General features: G+C 63.1%; 18 protein-coding genes and 1 tRNA gene. 7 read left to right on the top strand and 12 right to left on the bottom strand.

What is annotated here, in order from left to right; translation table 11 throughout:
• Positions 1-128 precede the first annotated feature (128 nt).
• Together kdsB and cysQ are read right to left on the bottom strand one after the other, a co-directional pair.
• Positions 129-929, bottom strand: a complete 801-nt coding sequence (gene kdsB / locus B6V74_RS14535) for a 3-deoxy-manno-octulosonate cytidylyltransferase (RefSeq protein WP_088723193.1) — start codon at positions 927-929, stop codon at positions 129-131.
• Positions 929-1,723 (bottom strand): 3'(2'),5'-bisphosphate nucleotidase CysQ, encoded by a 795-nt coding sequence (cysQ, locus tag B6V74_RS14530; RefSeq protein ID WP_075775194.1) that lies wholly within the window; start codon positions 1,721-1,723, stop codon positions 929-931. Before cysQ ends, kdsB begins: the two co-directional genes overlap by 1 nt.
• Before the next feature lie 130 nt (positions 1,724-1,853).
• Between cysQ and B6V74_RS14525 the strand changes: the two genes are divergently transcribed.
• Positions 1,854-2,675, top strand: a complete 822-nt coding sequence (locus B6V74_RS14525; protein ID WP_075775195.1) for an ABC transporter permease — start codon at positions 1,854-1,856, stop codon at positions 2,673-2,675.
• 40 nt (positions 2,676-2,715) lie between these two features.
• Complete coding sequence (locus B6V74_RS14520) at positions 2,716-3,342, top strand: SH3 domain-containing protein (RefSeq protein WP_088723192.1); 627 nt, start codon at positions 2,716-2,718, stop codon at positions 3,340-3,342.
• Here B6V74_RS14520 and B6V74_RS14515 read toward each other — a convergent pair whose 3' ends face one another.
• Positions 3,343-4,371, bottom strand: coding sequence for a LacI family DNA-binding transcriptional regulator (locus B6V74_RS14515; protein ID WP_088723191.1), 1,029 nt, complete (start codon positions 4,369-4,371; stop codon positions 3,343-3,345). It lies immediately after the preceding gene.
• A gap of 327 nt (positions 4,372-4,698) precedes the next feature.
• Here B6V74_RS14515 and B6V74_RS14510 point away from each other — a divergent pair.
• A tRNA-Arg gene (locus tag B6V74_RS14510) sits at positions 4,699-4,775 on the top strand.
• A gap of 57 nt (positions 4,776-4,832) precedes the next feature.
• Here B6V74_RS14510 and B6V74_RS14505 read toward each other — a convergent pair.
• From B6V74_RS14505 to B6V74_RS14490, 4 genes are all read right to left on the bottom strand, one after another.
• Complete coding sequence (locus B6V74_RS14505; RefSeq protein ID WP_075775197.1) at positions 4,833-6,080, bottom strand: saccharopine dehydrogenase family protein; 1,248 nt, start codon at positions 6,078-6,080, stop codon at positions 4,833-4,835.
• Between the two features lie 51 nt (positions 6,081-6,131).
• Positions 6,132-7,226 (bottom strand): carboxynorspermidine decarboxylase, encoded by a 1,095-nt coding sequence (gene nspC / locus B6V74_RS14500; protein ID WP_075775198.1) that lies wholly within the window; start codon positions 7,224-7,226, stop codon positions 6,132-6,134.
• A gap of 62 nt (positions 7,227-7,288) precedes the next feature.
• The gene (locus B6V74_RS14495; RefSeq protein ID WP_098409595.1) at positions 7,289-7,993 is read right to left on the bottom strand and encodes a helix-turn-helix domain-containing protein; all 705 of its coding nucleotides are present in this window, start codon (positions 7,991-7,993) and stop codon (positions 7,289-7,291) included.
• On the bottom strand, positions 7,965-8,246 hold the full coding sequence (locus B6V74_RS14490; RefSeq protein ID WP_075775453.1) for a hypothetical protein: 282 nt from the start codon (positions 8,244-8,246) through the stop codon (positions 7,965-7,967). The genes B6V74_RS14495 and B6V74_RS14490 overlap by 29 nt, the downstream gene beginning before the upstream one ends.
• 168 nt (positions 8,247-8,414) lie before the next feature.
• On the opposite strand from B6V74_RS14490, the gene B6V74_RS14485 reads away from it, so the two are divergent.
• The 3 genes from B6V74_RS14485 to B6V74_RS14475 all read left to right on the top strand — a co-directional run bounded on the left by B6V74_RS14485 (position 8,415) and on the right by B6V74_RS14475 (position 10,917).
• The gene (locus B6V74_RS14485) at positions 8,415-8,960 is read left to right on the top strand and encodes a hypothetical protein (RefSeq protein ID WP_088723190.1); all 546 of its coding nucleotides are present in this window, start codon (positions 8,415-8,417) and stop codon (positions 8,958-8,960) included.
• 104 nt (positions 8,961-9,064) lie between these two features.
• Positions 9,065-9,700 carry a ribonuclease HII gene (locus tag B6V74_RS14480; RefSeq protein WP_088723189.1) on the top strand — a complete coding sequence of 212 codons (636 nt, stop codon included), beginning with the start codon at positions 9,065-9,067 and terminating at the stop codon, positions 9,698-9,700.
• Positions 9,701-9,813: 113 nt separating this feature from the next.
• Positions 9,814-10,917 (top strand): site-specific DNA-methyltransferase, encoded by a 1,104-nt coding sequence (locus B6V74_RS14475; protein ID WP_075775202.1) that lies wholly within the window; start codon positions 9,814-9,816, stop codon positions 10,915-10,917.
• 296 nt (positions 10,918-11,213) lie between these two features.
• Here B6V74_RS14475 and B6V74_RS14470 read toward each other — a convergent pair whose 3' ends face one another.
• From B6V74_RS14470 to B6V74_RS14455, 4 genes are read right to left on the bottom strand one after another with little or no spacing between them, the layout of a single operon-like run.
• Positions 11,214-11,603: a MarR family transcriptional regulator gene (locus B6V74_RS14470; protein ID WP_075775454.1), complete on the bottom strand. Its 390-nt coding sequence runs from the start codon at positions 11,601-11,603 to the stop codon at positions 11,214-11,216.
• Between the two features lie 53 nt (positions 11,604-11,656).
• Positions 11,657-12,484 carry a carbon-nitrogen hydrolase family protein gene (locus B6V74_RS14465; RefSeq protein WP_075775203.1) on the bottom strand — a complete coding sequence of 276 codons (828 nt, stop codon included), beginning with the start codon at positions 12,482-12,484 and terminating at the stop codon, positions 11,657-11,659.
• Between the two features lie 2 nt (positions 12,485-12,486).
• The gene (grxC, locus tag B6V74_RS14460) at positions 12,487-12,744 is read right to left on the bottom strand and encodes a glutaredoxin 3 (protein WP_088723188.1); all 258 of its coding nucleotides are present in this window, start codon (positions 12,742-12,744) and stop codon (positions 12,487-12,489) included.
• A gap of 35 nt (positions 12,745-12,779) precedes the next feature.
• Positions 12,780-13,538: a ComF family protein gene (locus tag B6V74_RS14455; protein WP_240496956.1), complete on the bottom strand. Its 759-nt coding sequence runs from the start codon at positions 13,536-13,538 to the stop codon at positions 12,780-12,782.
• Between B6V74_RS14455 and B6V74_RS14450 the strand changes: the two genes are divergently transcribed.
• Positions 13,537-14,373: a methyltransferase domain-containing protein gene (locus B6V74_RS14450; protein ID WP_088719904.1), complete on the top strand. Its 837-nt coding sequence runs from the start codon at positions 13,537-13,539 to the stop codon at positions 14,371-14,373. The genes B6V74_RS14455 and B6V74_RS14450 overlap by 2 nt on opposite strands.
• On the opposite strand, the gene B6V74_RS14445 is transcribed toward B6V74_RS14450, so the two are convergent.
• Positions 14,365-15,711, bottom strand: a complete 1,347-nt coding sequence (locus B6V74_RS14445) for a trehalose-6-phosphate synthase (RefSeq protein WP_075775207.1) — start codon at positions 15,709-15,711, stop codon at positions 14,365-14,367. The two genes, B6V74_RS14450 and B6V74_RS14445, sit on opposite strands and share 9 nt — an antisense overlap.
• Positions 15,712-15,719 lie beyond the last annotated feature (8 nt).

Below are 15,719 nucleotides of genomic sequence, written 5' to 3'. Positions count from 1 at the left end.
AATCCAACAAGGGACCGGTTTTCGCGTTGAGCACTCCAAAAGGAAGAAATGCTGCAAACGCGAAAATTGTTTCGTTCAACGCCGTGAAAATTCGCGGTTTACGCGTGTTCGGCGATAAATCGCCGCAGTCAGGGGAGCTGCATCTGCTGCATCATGGATTCTATCCGGGCCACGTCTGATGGATTGTTGAGTTCCCAGAATTGCCGTCCGCGCGCCTCGACTTCTGTGCAGAGCACTGCACGCCCGTTCTCTAGGAAACGCAATTGCTCCAGCCCTTCGAGCGTCTCCAGAGGCCCGATCGGCCAGCCTGCATAGGCCGCCAGCGTGTCCGGTCGGTAAGCATAGACGCCCACATGGTGGAACACCGGCGTCGGGGCTTCGTCCGCGTAGCTCTCGGAGGTGAAAGGAATGACCTCTTTCGAGAAATAGAGCCCGCGATTGCCTGCGCCGAACACCGCCGTGGTGCCGCCCACCCGCCCGTTCTGGCGATCTTCCAGCAGGCTTTTCAGCATTGCGCCCTCGCAGCGCAGCACCGGGGTCGCGAGTTCGGCCCAGTCATTGGCGCGCAACCCCGTCACGAGGTCTTCGATGAACCAGGCGGGAGTCAGCGGCGCGTCGCCTTGCAGGTTCACCACGATATCGTAGTCACCGCCAAGCGTTGCGGCAGCTTCGGCGCAGCGCTCGGTCCCGTTGCGGCAGCTCTCCGAGGTCATCACCACCTCCGCGCCGAAGGCCTGGCAGGCGTCGCTGATACGGGCGTCATCGGTGGCCACCACGACCCGGTCGACGCCGCCGACCTGCGTCGCCGCCTCCCAGCTGCGCTGGATCAGGGTCTTTTTCTCGCCCGTGGCGCCGGTCAGTTCGACCAGGGGCTTGCCGGGATAACGGCTCGACGCGTAGCGCGCCGGAATGACGATGAGGACAGACATCACTTCACCAGCAGAACGCCGGGAGCGTAGGCGATGAAGAACGGGTTCTCGAAGCCAGGCTTGCCATAGGTGAAGGGCGCATGATCTTCGAAGCGGATCATCTCGCCGCCTGCGCCGCGCAGAACCGCGTCACCTGCCGCCGTGTCCCATTCCATCGTGCGGCCCAGACGTGGATAGAGGTCTGCCTCGCCCGTCGCGACAAGGCAGAATTTCAGCGACGACCCGGCCGAGGCCATATCCTTCACCGCGTATTTGCCGATGTATTCGTCGGTCGCCTGATCGCGATGCGATTTCGACGCAACCACCATCAGACCGCGATTGTCGGGCATCGAAACCGTGATCGGCTGCTGCTTGCCGGGGCGCTCCTTGTCGAAGGGGCCGTCTTCTTCGACCGCGCGGCCCTCGGCCAGTGTGTAGAACAGCCGCCCCTTGGCGGGCGCATAGACCACGCCACGCACCGGCTTGCCATTCTCGACATAGGCGATGTTGACGGTGAAATCGCCGCGGCGCTTCACGAATTCCTTCGTGCCGTCGAGCGGATCGACGATGAGGAAGGTCGACACCTCCTGCGAATGGCTCGCGGCCTGCTCCTCGGTGACGAGCGGCACGTCGGGAAATTCGGCGCGCAGCCCGGCGGAGATCAGCGCGTCGGCGGCCTCGTCGGCTTCGGTCACCGGCGAGTTGTCCGACTTCGACTTCACCTCGAAATCCGGCGAGTCGTAGATCTCCATGATCTTGTCGCCTGCCTCGAGCGCCAGTCGCCGCATCACTCGCATCAGATGTTCGAAATCCATCGTCACGCCTCTCCCGGCCTTGTTAAGGCCCAATTGCTATGCTCCAACTCCCCCCTTATGATGCGGCGACAAGGGTTGAGCAAGCAATCCGACCTAGCTTGGGCCGCAACGCGCCCGAATCGGCAGGAACATGTTCAGACCGGAGACGAAAGCGACCAAGCTCGGGACGACCTTCAGCCTGCTGGAGTTGATCTACCATGCGACCGTGCGCAATCTGCGCAAGACCCACGGCAATGCGTTGATCGGCCTGCTGCTGAACATGGTCCAGACGATGATGCTGGTCATTTCTTTCTACGTCATGTTCAGCATATTGGGGATGCGGTCCAGCTCGGTGCGCGGCGATTTCCTGCTCTACATCATGACCGGCATTTTCCTCTACATGACCCATACCAAGACCCTGGGCGCGGTCTTCGGATCTGAGGGGCCGACCTCGGCGATGATGAAACACGCGCCGATGACCACCGCGGTCTCGATCTCCGCGGCGGCGCTGAGCGCGCTCTACATCCAGGTGCTGTCGATGGTGACAGTGCTCTACATCTACCATGCGGCCTTCAAGCCGATCGAGATCTACGATTGGGTCGGTGCCTTCGGGATGGTGTTGCTGGCGTGGTTCACGGGGCTCGCGGTCGGGGTTGTGCTGTTGGCGGCGAAGCCCTGGGCGCCCGAAGTGGTGGGCGTGATCCAGCAGGTCTACACCCGTGCCAACATGATCGCCTCGGGCAAGATGTTTCTCGCGAACAATCTGCCGCACAAGATGCTGATCCTGTTCAACTGGAACCCGCTGTTCCACACGATCGATCAGGCGCGCGGCTTCACCTTCATCAATTACAATCCGCATTTCTCGAACTGGGAATATCCGCTCTATGTCGGGCTAGCGATCCTGATGATCGGCCTTCTGGGCGAATTCTACACGCGTCAATACGCCTCGATCAGCTGGGGGGCGCGGCGTTAGTGCCTTTTCAGGCAGGCTCGTTTCGAAAAGGAGCGCTGTTATGGCCGCGAATACCATCCGAACGATTGGCCTCGGTCTGGCTCTTGCGATGAGTTCTGCCGGATCCGTTCTGGCAGAGGACTTTCCCCACTACGCGGCGGTCACCGGCGTCGCTGCCGACGATGTTCTCAATCTCCGGGCGGAGCCGACCGCATCGGCGCCCGTCCTAGGCACATTGTCCCCCGGAGCGACAGGCATCGAGATAACGGGCGCATCCGCGGACGAAAAATGGCTGAGGTTGAATGTCGATGGACGCACGGGGTGGGCTGCGGCGCGATTTCTCAAGGACGTTCCGATGCCGCCGTGGTGGACCGAACAGGTGCCGCTCGCCTGTTCCGGGACGGAGCCGTTCTGGTCGCTGCGCTACGCGCCGGGGCTCTTTCGGTTCGAGATGGCGGGGGAGGCTGCGCAAAACCTCGATGTCGAATGGTCAGGGGCTCCGCAAAACGGAAAGGCCGAGACGGTGGGGATGAAACTGTCGGGAAAAGGCACGGAGGGCTTCGTGGTGTTCAAGGGCGGCACGTGTTCCGATGGCATGAGCGATGCGCTTTACGCGATCGGGCTCGATCTCTTCCTGAAGACATCCGCAGGTCGTCGCGCGCTGACCGGATGCTGCCGCCTCGACTGATCAGACTTTACGGATCGTGTCGCCGGGATCGAGGGTCGGCTCCAGCTCGATCACCTCGCCGCCGATCATCCCGCTTTGCGAGCGACCCGAAATGATCTGCGCCGCCTTGCACCCGATCTCGGCCCGGCAGGCATTCATCGTGGCGAGCCGCACCGACAGACCGTCGAGCAGTTCGAGCCCGTTGAACCCGGCCAGACCCATCTTTCCCGGCACGTCGATCCCGTGATCGAGGCACCAAAGCAGACCGCCGGCGCCGATCATGTCGTTCGAATAATAAAGAAAATCGAGATCGGGCGAGCGCTTTAGCATCGTCTCCGTCATCTCGCGGCCCTTCGCGAGTGCCGATCCCCCGCCGTAGAACTCGGTATCGGCCAGTTCGATCCCTGCCTTGGCGAGCCCTTCCTTGAACCCTTCGAGCCGTTTGCGCGCCCGGTGATCCTCGGGCATTTTCGTCCCGAGGAACCCGATCTTGCGATAGCCCGCGGCGATGATTGCCTCGGCCATGTGCAGCCCGGCGCGGCGATGCGAGATACCGACGACCGAGTCGATCCCCTCACCATCGACATCCATGATCTCGACCACCGGAATGCCCGCGTTCTGCAGCATCGCGCGAGAGGCGGGCGTGTGTTCGACCCCCGCGATGATCACCCCCGAGGGGCGCCACGAGAGCATCTCATAGAGAACCTGCTCTTCCTTCTCGGGCGAGTAATTCGTCACGCCCACGACCGGCTGCAGCCCGGTATCCTCAAGCTCGTCGGATACGCTCGACAGGACTTTCGGGAAGACGAGGTTCGACAGCGACGGGATGATCACGGCCACGAGGTTCACCCGCTGCGAGGCGAGCGCGCCGGCGATCTTGTTGGGCACGTAGCCAAGCGCCTTCGCGGCTTGCAGGACCTTTTCGCGTGTCGCATCAGAGACATCGCCGCGATTGCGCAGCACGCGGCTCACGGTCATCTCGGAGACGCCGGAGGCTTCGGAGACATCGCGCAGGGTCAAGGGGCGGCGGGTTTCGATGGGGCGGGACAAGGGCAGTTCCTCAAGGTTCACCTCTTGTTAGCGCCAAACATTTCCCTTGCGCAAGCGAATGATGACCAGTATGTTAGCGTTAACGGTTATAGGGTCGGATAATCTCCGCTCGATACCTGGACAGACCCGCGCCCCTGTCGGATTCGTCAGGGCGAGGGACGCGAAAGGGGGCGCAGTGGGCCAATTTGCGCTCCCTTTTCTTTCTTCCCACCCAGTTCCCGAATTCACGACCGCACTAGATGCGCGGCATAGCGGCTGCGGTTTTTCGCAGCACCACCGCGATGGACTTGCGCCACAAGCTCTTTGGCGGCATCAAAGGCGCTGTGCGGTCCCGTGGCTCAACTGGATAGAGCAGCCCCCTCCTAAGGGGCAGGTTGCAGGTTCGAATCCTGCCGGGATCGCCAATCAGACATGAAAAAGGCCCGCGCTATGCGGGCCTTTCGTGTTTCTGGTGCGACCGCTCAAACCTCGGTCCAGGATTTGTCCTCGCCCTTGAGGCCGCCGACCATCACGCGGGTCGGAAGGCCCATGCGGTCGAGCTCGGTGAAGAAGGGTTTGGGGTCCATCTCTTCGACGTTCTTCATCGTCTTCGCATCCCAGTCGCCCTGCGCGATCAGGATTGCGGCGGCAACCGGCGGCACACCCGCCGTATAGGAGATGCCCTGCGAGCCGACCTCTTCGTAGGCTTCTTTGTGATCGGCGACGTTATAGACGAAATACTCCACGTCCTTGCCGTCCTTCGTGCCTTTCACCAGATCGCCGATGCAGGTCTTGCCGGTGTAGTTCGGCGCGAGGCTCGACGGGTCGGGCAGCACGGCCTTCACCACTTTCAGCGGCACGACTTCCAGACCCTCGGCGGTTTTCACCGGCTGTTCCGACAACAGGCCGAGGTTCTTCAGCACGGTGAAGACGTTGATGTAGTGATCGCCGAAGCCCATCCAGAAGCGAACGTCGGCCTGCGGATAGTTGGTGGCGAGCGAGTGCACCTCGTCATGGCCCGACTGGTAGGCCTGCGAGGGGCCTACGACGGGTAGATCCCATTCGTGGCCCGAGGCGAACATGCTCGTCTCTTTCCACTGCTGGTCTTCCCAGTAATAGACGACTCCGGTGAATTCGCGGAAGTTGATCTCCGGATCGAAATTGGTCGCGAAATACTTGCCGTGCGAGCCCGCGTTGATGTCGACGATGTCGATCGACTTCACCTCGTCCATCTGGTCGATGGCGAAACGCGCATAGGCGTTCACCACGCCCGGATCGAAGCCCGCGCCGAGGATCGCAGTCACGCCATGTTCGGCGCACAGGTCGCGCTTCTTCCATTCGTAATTGGCATACCAAGGCGGGGTTTCGCAGATCTTGTCGGGCTCTTCATGAATCGCGGTGTCGATATAGGCGGCGCCGGTGGCGATGCAGCCATCGAGGACGTGCATGTTCACGAAGGCGGTGCCGACGTTGATCACGATCTGGGACCCGGTCTTGCGGATAAGCTCGGCGACGGCCTCGGAATCGGTCGCATCCACCGCATGCGCCTCAAACGTGCCCTCGACCTTCATCGCGCCTTTCTCATGCACGCTTTCGATGATCGCATCGCATTTCGATTTGGTGCGCGAGGCGATGTGCAGATCGCCCAAGATGTCGTTGTTCTGCGCGCATTTATGCGCCACGACCTGGGCGACGCCGCCCGCTCCGATGATGAGCACGTTCTTTTTCACTTCGGCTGTCTCCTTTGTTTGCGGACAGGGGAAGGGGGCTCTTGTGGGCCCTCAGGACAATGAGGCGCGATAATCCTCATAGGTGAAGTCGCGAATCCGGTCGATGTTCCCATTTTCGCGGCGGATGGCGATAGCGGGCATCGCAACGCCGTTGAACCAGTTCTTCTTGACCATCGTGTAACCGGCGGCATCGGCAATCGAGATACGGTCGCCGATTTCGAGCGGTTTGTCGAACCGCGCCTCTCCGAAGATGTCGCCCGCGAGGCAGGTTTTGCCCGCGATCTGGTATTCGTATTCGCCCTGTTGCGGCAGCTTCGCGGTCTCGCGATAGATCAGCAGGTCGAGCATATGCGCCTCAATGCTGCTGTCGACGATGGCGATCTTCTTGCCGTTGTCGAGAATGTCGAGCACCGTGACTTCGAGCGAGGCACTCTGCGTGATGGAGGCCTCGCCAGGCTCGAGATAGACCTGCACGTCGAAATCTTCGGAGAATTTCTTCAGCCGGTCGGCCAGATCGTCGAGCGGGTAATCTTCGCCGGTGAAATGGATGCCGCCACCAAGGCTCACCCATTTCAGGCGCTTCAGAATATCGCCGAACTCGGCTTCGATCCGCGAAAGCTGATGGTCGAACAGCGCGAAATCGGCGTTCTCGCAATTGTAGTGGATCATCACGCCCGAGATGCGATCCATCGCCGCCTCGAGCCGCTCGGCATCCCATTCGCCTAGACGCGAGAACGGCCGCGCCGGGTCCGCCAGATCGAAGCCGGAGGTCGAAAAACGCGGGTTCAGGCGCAGGCCACGCTCGATATGCGCCGCCTTCTCGCCAAAGCGATCCAGCTGGCTCAGCGAGTTGAAGATGATCTTGTCGGCATACCCGATGGCCTCGTCGATCTCGTGATCGGCCCAGGCGACCGAATAGGCATGGGTTTCCTTGCCGAATTTCTCACGTCCCAGATGCAGCTCGAACAGCGAGCTGGAGGTCGTGCCATCCATGTAGGGCTTCATGATGTCGAAGGCCGACCACGTCGCGAAACATTTCAGCGCCAGCAGGGCTTTCGCGCCGGAACGTTCGCGCAGACGCTCGATCTTGCGCATGTTCTCGCGCAGTCGGGCCTCGTCGATCAGGTAGAAGGGCGTATCGGACATGGCTCCCCCGCAGGTCAACAGACCCTGCGATATAGGGCCCATGTGACAGTGGCGCAACCGGATCAGTCGACTCGGATCGCATCCTTGGCCACGCTAAGCGCATAGCCTTTGCGGGAAATGTTGCGCACCAGAAGCTCGCTGACGAGCTGATTTCCGAGGCTGTCGCGCAGCCGTTTGATCCGCGTGGCGCCCGCCGCCTCGTCGCAATCGGCCTCGTCGCGGCCCGAGATCATCGCCTCGATCTGCGCGCCGGTGAGGATGTCGTCATCCATCCGCGCTTCGGCCAGAACAGACAGCGTCTCGATGGCCGCCGGGGTCAGTGTGAAGCCCATATCGTTGAGCATGACCGCGTTTTCGCCCCGCAGGATGCGCAGGCTCTGCACCTCGATCCCGGCGCGGCGGATCTCGGTCATGCGCTTGTTCAGCGCGATCAGCAGCAGCAGGAAGACGATCGTCGCGATCAGCAACGCGGCGGCGAAGATCAGGAGGATGAAGATGATCACGCGGTAATTCGCCAGCACGTCGGAGAACGCGGTGCCCGATTGCGCGAGCACCTCCAGCAGTTTGATTTCGGCCTGCGAGGTCAGGTTGTCGTTCTGCACGAAGATCTGCTCGACTCGCGCGTTGAACGCATCCGCATTCGGCAGGTTCGCAAATAGTAGCACCGCAGCGACCGCGAGAATCGCAACCACGGCGACGATCCCGCCCACGACCGCGCGCGAGCCCAATCGCAAACTGTCAGTAACGGAGGAAATATTGTCCGGCACTGGCCTTCCTTTGCTCCAAGCCATCGGGGCCGAATGTGGAGAGAACCGTCAGCAAGGTCCACCCATCGGCTTTCAGCTTCGGCGCCAATTCGCGCGCCGCCGCCTTTTTCGAACAGGCCGAGTCCGAGACCTGCGCAACCCCGTATTGCAGCTGCAACGGGTTGTCGCGCTTGGCCTTGTAGTCGGCATAGCACTCGGCCTGCGCGGCCGAGGCAGAGGCGAGAAACGCCAATATGAGGACTGCATGTTTCATGTGGAACACGCTGCGCGCAATGCCCGTGTTATTCAATAGCCAAAGGGGGTTGGCCGGTCTGTTATCCGATAGCAGGGGGCCGTTATTGCCTGACTTTCGACCCCCGGCCCAATCTCGGTTCATCGACGTCACGCGGCCTTCGGGCTGCCGAGTGAAAGGACCGAAGCCATGAGCCTCAAGACCAAGGCCACCGCCGCCATCACCGCCCTCGCCCTCGCGCTGGGCTCCGTCGCGATCAGTGCCACGCCCGCCGCCGCGCTGGGCAAGAAGGACCGTCAGGCGCTAACCATCCTGCTTGGGGTCGGTGCCGCCGCGTTGCTGCTCGACGGCATGAACAAGAACGACCACAAGGCGAAGAAGGCGCAGCCGCGCTATGAAAGCTGGCAGGACCGGCAGCGCCGACTGGAGCGTGAACGCCGTGAGCGCGAGCGTCGCGCCGCCGAAGCCCGCCGCAAGCGCGCGCAGGAACGCTACGACCACGACCGCTATCGCCATGACCGAGACCGCATCTACCTGCCTGCGGAATGCGTGCAGCGCGTGAAGACCCGCCGCGGCTGGGGCGAGGTGGTTTCCGCCTCCTGCCTCGACCGCCGCACCGAGCATACGCTGCCCGCCAACTGCGCCTTCACGATGCGCACCGGGCGTCACGGGGTCGAGAAAGTCTACGGCAGCAACTGCCTGGAGGATCGCGGTATCCGTCTCCGTCGGCGTTAAGACATGCGGCAGACGCCAAGAAGAGCGTCGTCGAGCAGTGCGGGGGCCTTCGGGCCCCCGCTTTTTCATTGAACAGACCTGCCGGTTCGGGGCATTCCCAACGCATGGCAGACTCACCTGACTTTTCCTTCGAAGAAGCCGCCTTCGCGCGCGGCCTGATCGTCGTCGCGGGCGTGGACGAAGTCGGCCGCGGACCGCTTTGCGGGCCCGTCACCGCCGCTGCGGTCATTCTCGATCCCGCCTGCATTCCCGAGGGGCTCAACGATTCGAAGAAGCTCAGCGCGAAGCGCCGCGCCGATCTGGCGGCCCGGATCATGGACTGCGCCGAGTTCTGCGTGGCCCATGCCAGCGTCGAGGAGATCGACGCGCTTAATATCTATCACGCCTCGCATCTCGCGATGTGCCGGGCGGTCACAGGCCTCGCCCGGATCGCCGATCACGTCCTCGTCGATGGCAACCGCGTGCCGTCCGATCTGCAACTTTCCTGCGAGCCGATCGTGAAGGGCGACGCGCGCTGCCTGTCGATCGCGGCGGCCTCGATCCTCGCGAAGGAGGCCCGCGATTTGCTCATGGTGGATTTGGCGCAACAGTATCCTGGCTACGGCTGGGAACGAAATGCGGGCTACGCGACGAAGGATCATCTGCAGGCGCTTCTAGATTTAGGGGTTACCCCCGTTCATAGACGAAGCTTCAAGCCGGTCCACAATATCTTGTGCCAAGCGAATTATATAAGCCCTTGATTCAAAAAAGAAATTGACGATGAATCGGCTTTGACTCATTTTTATAGCCATAGATCGGCACAAAGCCGGCACCCAGATATTGGGCCCTGAGGCGGGCAGTTAAGAGGCTAAAAATGGCAAAGACCAAGACTCCGGTGGTGCGCAATGCACTGCCCCTGAACGAAATTCTCGCAGGCGATTGCATCGAGATGATGAACTCGCTGCCCGAGGACAGTGTAGACCTGATCTTCGCCGATCCACCCTACAACCTACAGTTGCGCGGCGACCTGCATCGCCCCGATAATTCCAAGGTCGACGCGGTCGATGACGCGTGGGACCAGTTCGGCTCCTTCGCGCATTACGACAACTTCACCCGCGAATGGCTGAAGGCCGCACGCCGCATCCTTAAGCCGAACGGCGCGATGTGGGTGATCGGCTCCTATCACAACGTGTTTCGCATGGGCGCAGAGCTGCAGAACCAAGGCTTCTGGATTCTGAACGACGTCGTGTGGCGCAAATCGAACCCGATGCCGAACTTCCGCGGCAAGCGCCTGACGAACGCGCATGAGACGCTGATCTGGGCGTCGAAATCCGAAGGCGCGAAATACACCTTCAATTACGAAGCGCTGAAATCGCTCAACGAAGGGGTGCAGATGCGCTCCGACTGGGTGATCCCGATCTGCAATGGCGGCGAGCGTCTGAAGGATTCGAACGGCGAGAAAGCCCACCCGACCCAAAAGCCCGAGGCGCTGCTGCACCGCGTGCTCGTCGGCACCACCAACCCCGGCGACGTGATCCTCGACCCGTTCTTCGGCACCGGCACGACCGGCGCCGTGGCGAAGATGCTGGGCCGCGATTTCATCGGTATCGAACGCGAGGAAGCCTATCGCGAAGTCGCGCTCAAGCGCCTCGCCAAGATCCGCAAGTTCGACAAGGAAGCTCTGGAGGTTTCCACCTCGAAACGCGCCGAGCCGCGGGTGCCCTTCGGCCAGCTGGTCGAACGCGGGATGCTGCGCCCGGGCGAGGAGCTCTACTCGCTCAACGGTCGCCACAAGGCGAAGGTCCGCGCCGACGGCACGCTGATCGGCGACGACGTGAAAGGCTCGATCCATCAGGTCGGTGCCCATCTCGAAGGCGCGCCCTCCTGCAACGGATGGACCTACTGGACGTTCAAGCGCGACGGCAAACAGGTCCCGATCGACCTGCTGCGCCAGCAGATCCGCGCCGAGATGAACTGAGGCTCCGCTCTCTCAAGAATTAGAAGTTACCGCCGGTGCCTGAGGACCGCTCCTCGGCACGCGCCTTGCCCCGCCGTGCGATACGGCGGGGTCTTTTCGTTTTCGCAACGTTGAAAGGGAGCTCCGCCGCCGTCGCCGGAGGGCGACAATCAAAAGGGAAAAGGGAACTCTTCCCCCCACGCGTACCGCGCTCCCCTAGGGTATTTGAAGAAGAGCGAAAATTCCGGATTTCGGTTTGGCGGAAATATCCCGGGGTGAATGGCCGCAGGCCAGAGGGGCAGAGCCCCCCGATCCGTTCAGGCCTGACCGAGGCGGGCGCGCAATTCGCGGAGCACCGGCAGGGTGGCTCGGACCTTTTCGGGACCGAGGTCGCGCACGATCCCCCCGATGATCGGCATCAGCGAGGCCAGCGCGGCATCACGCGCGCGCCGTCCCGAGGGCGAGAGCGAGACCCATTTGCGCCGCGCATCGTCCCAGTCGGGCCGGATATGCACATGCCCCGCCCATTCCAGCTTGGCGAGCGTGTTGGTCATCGCACCGCGGGTGACATGCAGCGCCTCGGCCAGTTGGGCGGGCGTGCGTTCCTCGTTGATATGGGCCAGCAGGTTGAGCACCGAGAAATGCGAGATTTCCATACCCTTCGGCAGGGCGCGGCTCACCACGTTGCGCGCCAGTTGATCGGCCATGAAGACCTCGGCGAACAGCGTCGCGGCGAGCGGATCGTTCTCGGGCAAGGTGCTCACGGTCCGTCGAAGCTCCGGTCATGGAACAAGGAGCGCAGCCGCGAGCGCACCGCGTCCACCTGGTCGAGATCGAGATCGACGAGCGTCACGCCGGGCTCGGTGCCGCCATCGGCCAGCACCTTGCCCCACGGATCGACCGCCAGCGAATGGCCCCAAGTCCGGCGCGGTCGACCGCCATGCGCGGCATGGGTGCCGCATTGCGCGGGCGCGAGCACGAAGCAGGTGTTCTCGATCGCGCGGGCACGTACCAGAACCTCCCAATGGGCGGCCCCGGTCGTGTCGTTGAACGCCGCCGGGATCGTCAGCACCTGCGCCCCGGCCTGCGCCAGCGTCCGGTAGAGATGCGGGAAGCGCAGATCGTAGCAGACCGACAGGCCCAGCTGGGCGTATTTCGTGGCGCCCAGAACCGCCTCGCGCCCGGGCCGGTAGGCTTCGGATTCGCGGTAGCGTTCGGTCTCGGACACATCCACGTCGAACATGTGGATCTTGTCGTAGCGGGCTTTGATATTGCCCTTGCGCCCGATCAGGAAGGAGCGATTGGCGAAGCGCGCATCGTCTCCGGATTTCAGGCAGAGCGAGCCGATCAGGATATAGACGCCGAGGCGCTCTGCCTCGTTGCAAAGCGCCTCCAGCGTCGGATCGTGATGCTCGTGCTGCAGGACCGCGTTCTGATGCGCGCGATCCGACGAGATCAGGTTGGTGCACTCGGGCGTCGCGATCAGTTGCGCGCCTTTCGACGCGGCATCGCGGATGAAATCGATCGTGACCGGCAGGTTCCGTGCCGGATCATCCGTGACCGAAAGCTGAACGAGCGCCGCCTTCATCGTCAGCCCGCCAGCATCTGATCGAGTTTACCCGCATGCTCGAGCGCATGCAGCTCGTCGCAGCCGCCGATCGGCTCGCCGCCGATGAAGATCTGCGGGACGGTCCGGCGGCCATTGGCACGTTGGGTCATCGCGGCGCGCAGTTGCGGCTCGCGGGCCACATCGGTTTCCTCGTAGGAGATGCCCTTCTTGTCCAACAGGCGCTTGGCCCGGATGCAGAAGGGGCAGGTGCTGGTGACGTAGATTTCGACGCGTTTCATAGTGTATTCCCTTTGGTCTGCGAGACTATAGGGATTTAGGGCGCCTTCGCAACGCGTGCCAGTGTCACAGCGCAGATCCGCTCTGCCCCGGCATTTCGCGCCGCCTCCGTTGCAGCGGAAAGCGTGGCCCCCGAAGTCATCACGTCATCGACGATGAGAAGCGGGTGCCCCTGCAGCAGCGCGGCGTGGCGCGGCGCGACGGTGATCGCACCGTCGAGATTGGTGCGGCGCTCCTCGCGGCTTTTCCCTTTCTGGCTCGCGGTGGCGCGGGTGCGGTTGAAGAGATCGGCGCAATAGGCGTGCCCGGTGCGCCGGGCCAGCGCGCGCGCGAGTTCCGCCGCTTGGTTGTAGCGTCGTCGCAGCAGTCGCAGCCGATGCAGCGGGATCGGCGCGATCAGCGTGTCGGGTGTCAGAAGCGGCGCGGCGGCGCGTGCCATCCAGTCGGTCAGCGGCGGCACCAGATCGAGCCGGTCGCCATGTTTCAGCGCCAGTACCAGATCGCGCCCGGTGCCAGAGTAATGCATCACCGTGCGGCCCTGCGCCCATGGGCGCGGATGGGTGAGGCAGTCGTCGCAAAGGATGGCGGTCTCGCTTTCTCCGGGCAGGGGCGTACCGCAGGCGTCGCAGACCGTGCCGCGCGCGAAAGTGGCATCCGACCAGCAGGCGCTACAGAGGCCAAAATCGGTGCCCACCGCGTCGCCGCAGGCGATGCAGCGCGGCGGGAAGAGGGTGCGCAATCCCAGACGTCCCGCCGCTAGCATCCGGCCCCGAACCTCGTTAAGGGTATCTGCCATGGATACGCCGCCCCTTCTGACCGACCGCGAGGCGCTAGAGCGCCACAGGAAACGCGCCGCCCGCGCGCCCGAACTGTTCCTGCACGAGGACGCGGCGGCTGAGCTCGAGGAAAGACTGCTAGAGGTTAACAGGACCTTTACGGAGCCGGCCCTGATCTCCGCTTTTCCCGAACCTTGGCTCGAAATCCTTCCCGACGCGAAGGTGGTGGCCGATACGGATGTGCTCGATCTCGAGGAAGGCGCGCATGATCTCGTGGTTCACGCGCTGTGTCTGCATTGGGCGAACGATCCGGTCGGACAGCTGGTGCAGGCGTCGCGTGCGCTGAAACCCGACGGGCTGTTCATCGGCGTGATGTTCGGCGGCCAGACGCTCAACGAGCTGCGCGCTGCGCTGGCGCAGGCCGAAGCCACGATCACCGGAGGCTTGAGCCCGCGGATCGTGCCGATGGGCGAAATCCGCGATCTCGGCGCGCTGATCCAGCGAGCCGGGTTGGCGCTGCCCGTCGCCGATGCGGTGACGCGCAAGGTGACCTACGAGACGCCGCTGCGCCTTCTTTCGGACCTGCGGGCGATGGGCGAGACCAATGCGCTCGCCGCGCGTGATCGCCGCTTCCTGCGCCGCGATGTGCTGGCCGAGGCGTTGCGTCTTTATATCGAGACCTATCAGGAGCCCGATGGCCGGGTGCGCGCGACCTTCGACATGGTCTGGCTCACCGGCTGGAAGCCGCATCCCGATCAGCAGAAACCGTTGCGCCCGGGATCGGCGGCGCAGCGGCTCGCAGATGCGCTTGGAACGACCGAGCGGCCGAGCGGCGACAAGCCCGGCTCAGCCTAGCGCGTCGAGGAAGGACTTCGACCACCAATGCACGTCATAAGTGGTCAGCCCTTCCATCAGCGACCGGTAGCGTTCCCGCCGCTCGCCGCGCGACATCATCAGCGCAGTCAGCATCGAGGTCGCGACCTGTTCCGGGTCGTGCGGGTTCACCATCAGCGCCGCGTCCATCTGCTCGGCCGCGCCGGCAAATTGCGACAGCATCAGCACGCCGGGATCGTCGGGGTTCTGTGCTGCGATGAACTCCTTCGCGACGAGGTTCATCCCGTCCATCAGCGGCGTCACCAGCGCGACATGCGAGGCGCGATAGAGCCCCGCCAGAACCTCGCGCGGCACCGCCCGGTTGATGAAGCGGATCGGAACCCACTGGATGTCTGCGAATTGGCCGTTGATGCGGCCCGAGAGATGCTCGGTCTCTTCGCGGATATCGTCATAGGCCTGCACGCCCTCGCGGGTCGGCGGTGAGATCTGCAGCAGCGAGACGTGGCGATGCCAATCCTCGTGCCGCTCCAGAAATTCGCCGAAGGCACGGAAGCGGTGCGGAACGCCCTTGGAATAATCCAGCCGGTCGACGCCTATCACCAGCCGGCGATGATCCTTCACGATCCCGGCGGGGAGGTTCTCGAACTCGGCCTCTGCCAGGTCCTGGAATTCCCGCGCATCAATCGAAATCGGGAAGGCGGCGATCCGACATTGGCGCGGCGAGAGATGCACATAGCCCGCGCCCAGATCGGAAGCCCCGGCGATCTCGATCATCGAGTGGAGGCAGGCCCGCACGTCGCGCTCTGCCTGCAGCCCCACGAGGTCGTAATTCGCGATCCACTGGCAGACTTCGCGCCCGTTGGGCAGCGCCTGCATCGCGGTCGGCCCGGGGAAGGGCGTGTGAAGGAAGAAACCGATCGGGTTGGTCGCGCCCATCAGGCGCAGCTCGTAGGCCAGCGGCAGCAGGTGGTAATCCTGCACCCAGATCCTGTCGTCGGGCTTGAGAAACGGCGCCACGAGCTTCGCGATCCGCCGATTCACCTGCTTGTAGACGCCCAGATAGAGGTGGTGGATATCCATCAGATCGGCGCGCCCGTGGAACAGCGGCCAAAGGACCGAATTGGAATAGCCCGCGTAATAGTTGTCCTGCTCTTCCTGGGTCAGATCGAAGCAGTAGCGCCTGAACGGCCCGCCCTCGATCTCGCGTAGCTCCGCGGCGGGTTTCTCCGCGATTTCGCCGGAGGTGCCGATCCAGATGCCGCCGGTCTCCTCCAGCACGTCGCCAAGCGCCACGACCAGCCCGCCCGAAGGATTGGCCCCGGTCGGAATACGGTTCGAGATGCAGATCAGGCGACCCATGTGACGTT

The sequence above is a fragment of the Thioclava sp. F42-5 genome (assembly GCF_002213195.1).
GTDB classification, from domain to species: Bacteria; Pseudomonadota; Alphaproteobacteria; order Rhodobacterales; family Rhodobacteraceae; genus Thioclava; species Thioclava nitratireducens.
Note: the sequence above shows the minus strand (reverse complement) of the source record. Positions and strands in the feature narration are given on the sequence as shown.

What these genes read in the sequence shown, in the direction of transcription:
- kdsB (WP_088723193.1), bottom strand. Translation starts at nt 929, where the DNA reads ATGTCTGTCCTCATCGTCATTCCGGCGCGCTACGCGTCGAGCCGTTAT.
- cysQ (WP_075775194.1), bottom strand. Translation starts at nt 1,723, where the DNA reads ATGGATTTCGAACATCTGATGCGAGTGATGCGGCGACTGGCGCTCGAG.
- B6V74_RS14525 (WP_075775195.1), top strand. Translation starts at nt 1,854, where the DNA reads ATGTTCAGACCGGAGACGAAAGCGACCAAGCTCGGGACGACCTTCAGC.
- B6V74_RS14520 (WP_088723192.1), top strand. Translation starts at nt 2,716, where the DNA reads ATGGCCGCGAATACCATCCGAACGATTGGCCTCGGTCTGGCTCTTGCG.
- nspC (WP_075775198.1), bottom strand. Translation starts at nt 7,226, where the DNA reads ATGTCCGATACGCCCTTCTACCTGATCGACGAGGCCCGACTGCGCGAG.
- B6V74_RS14490 (WP_075775453.1), bottom strand. Translation starts at nt 8,246, where the DNA reads ATGAAACATGCAGTCCTCATATTGGCGTTTCTCGCCTCTGCCTCGGCC.
- B6V74_RS14485 (WP_088723190.1), top strand. Translation starts at nt 8,415, where the DNA reads ATGAGCCTCAAGACCAAGGCCACCGCCGCCATCACCGCCCTCGCCCTC.
- B6V74_RS14480 (WP_088723189.1), top strand. Translation starts at nt 9,065, where the DNA reads ATGGCAGACTCACCTGACTTTTCCTTCGAAGAAGCCGCCTTCGCGCGC.
- B6V74_RS14475 (WP_075775202.1), top strand. Translation starts at nt 9,814, where the DNA reads ATGGCAAAGACCAAGACTCCGGTGGTGCGCAATGCACTGCCCCTGAAC.
- B6V74_RS14470 (WP_075775454.1), bottom strand. Translation starts at nt 11,603, where the DNA reads ATGGCCGATCAACTGGCGCGCAACGTGGTGAGCCGCGCCCTGCCGAAG.
- B6V74_RS14465 (WP_075775203.1), bottom strand. Translation starts at nt 12,484, where the DNA reads ATGAAGGCGGCGCTCGTTCAGCTTTCGGTCACGGATGATCCGGCACGG.
- grxC (WP_088723188.1), bottom strand. Translation starts at nt 12,744, where the DNA reads ATGAAACGCGTCGAAATCTACGTCACCAGCACCTGCCCCTTCTGCATC.
- B6V74_RS14450 (WP_088719904.1), top strand. Translation starts at nt 13,537, where the DNA reads ATGGATACGCCGCCCCTTCTGACCGACCGCGAGGCGCTAGAGCGCCAC.
- B6V74_RS14455 (WP_240496956.1), bottom strand. Translation starts at nt 13,538, where the DNA reads ATGGCAGATACCCTTAACGAGGTTCGGGGCCGGATGCTAGCGGCGGGA.
- B6V74_RS14445 (WP_075775207.1), bottom strand. Translation starts at nt 15,711, where the DNA reads ATGGGTCGCCTGATCTGCATCTCGAACCGTATTCCGACCGGGGCCAAT.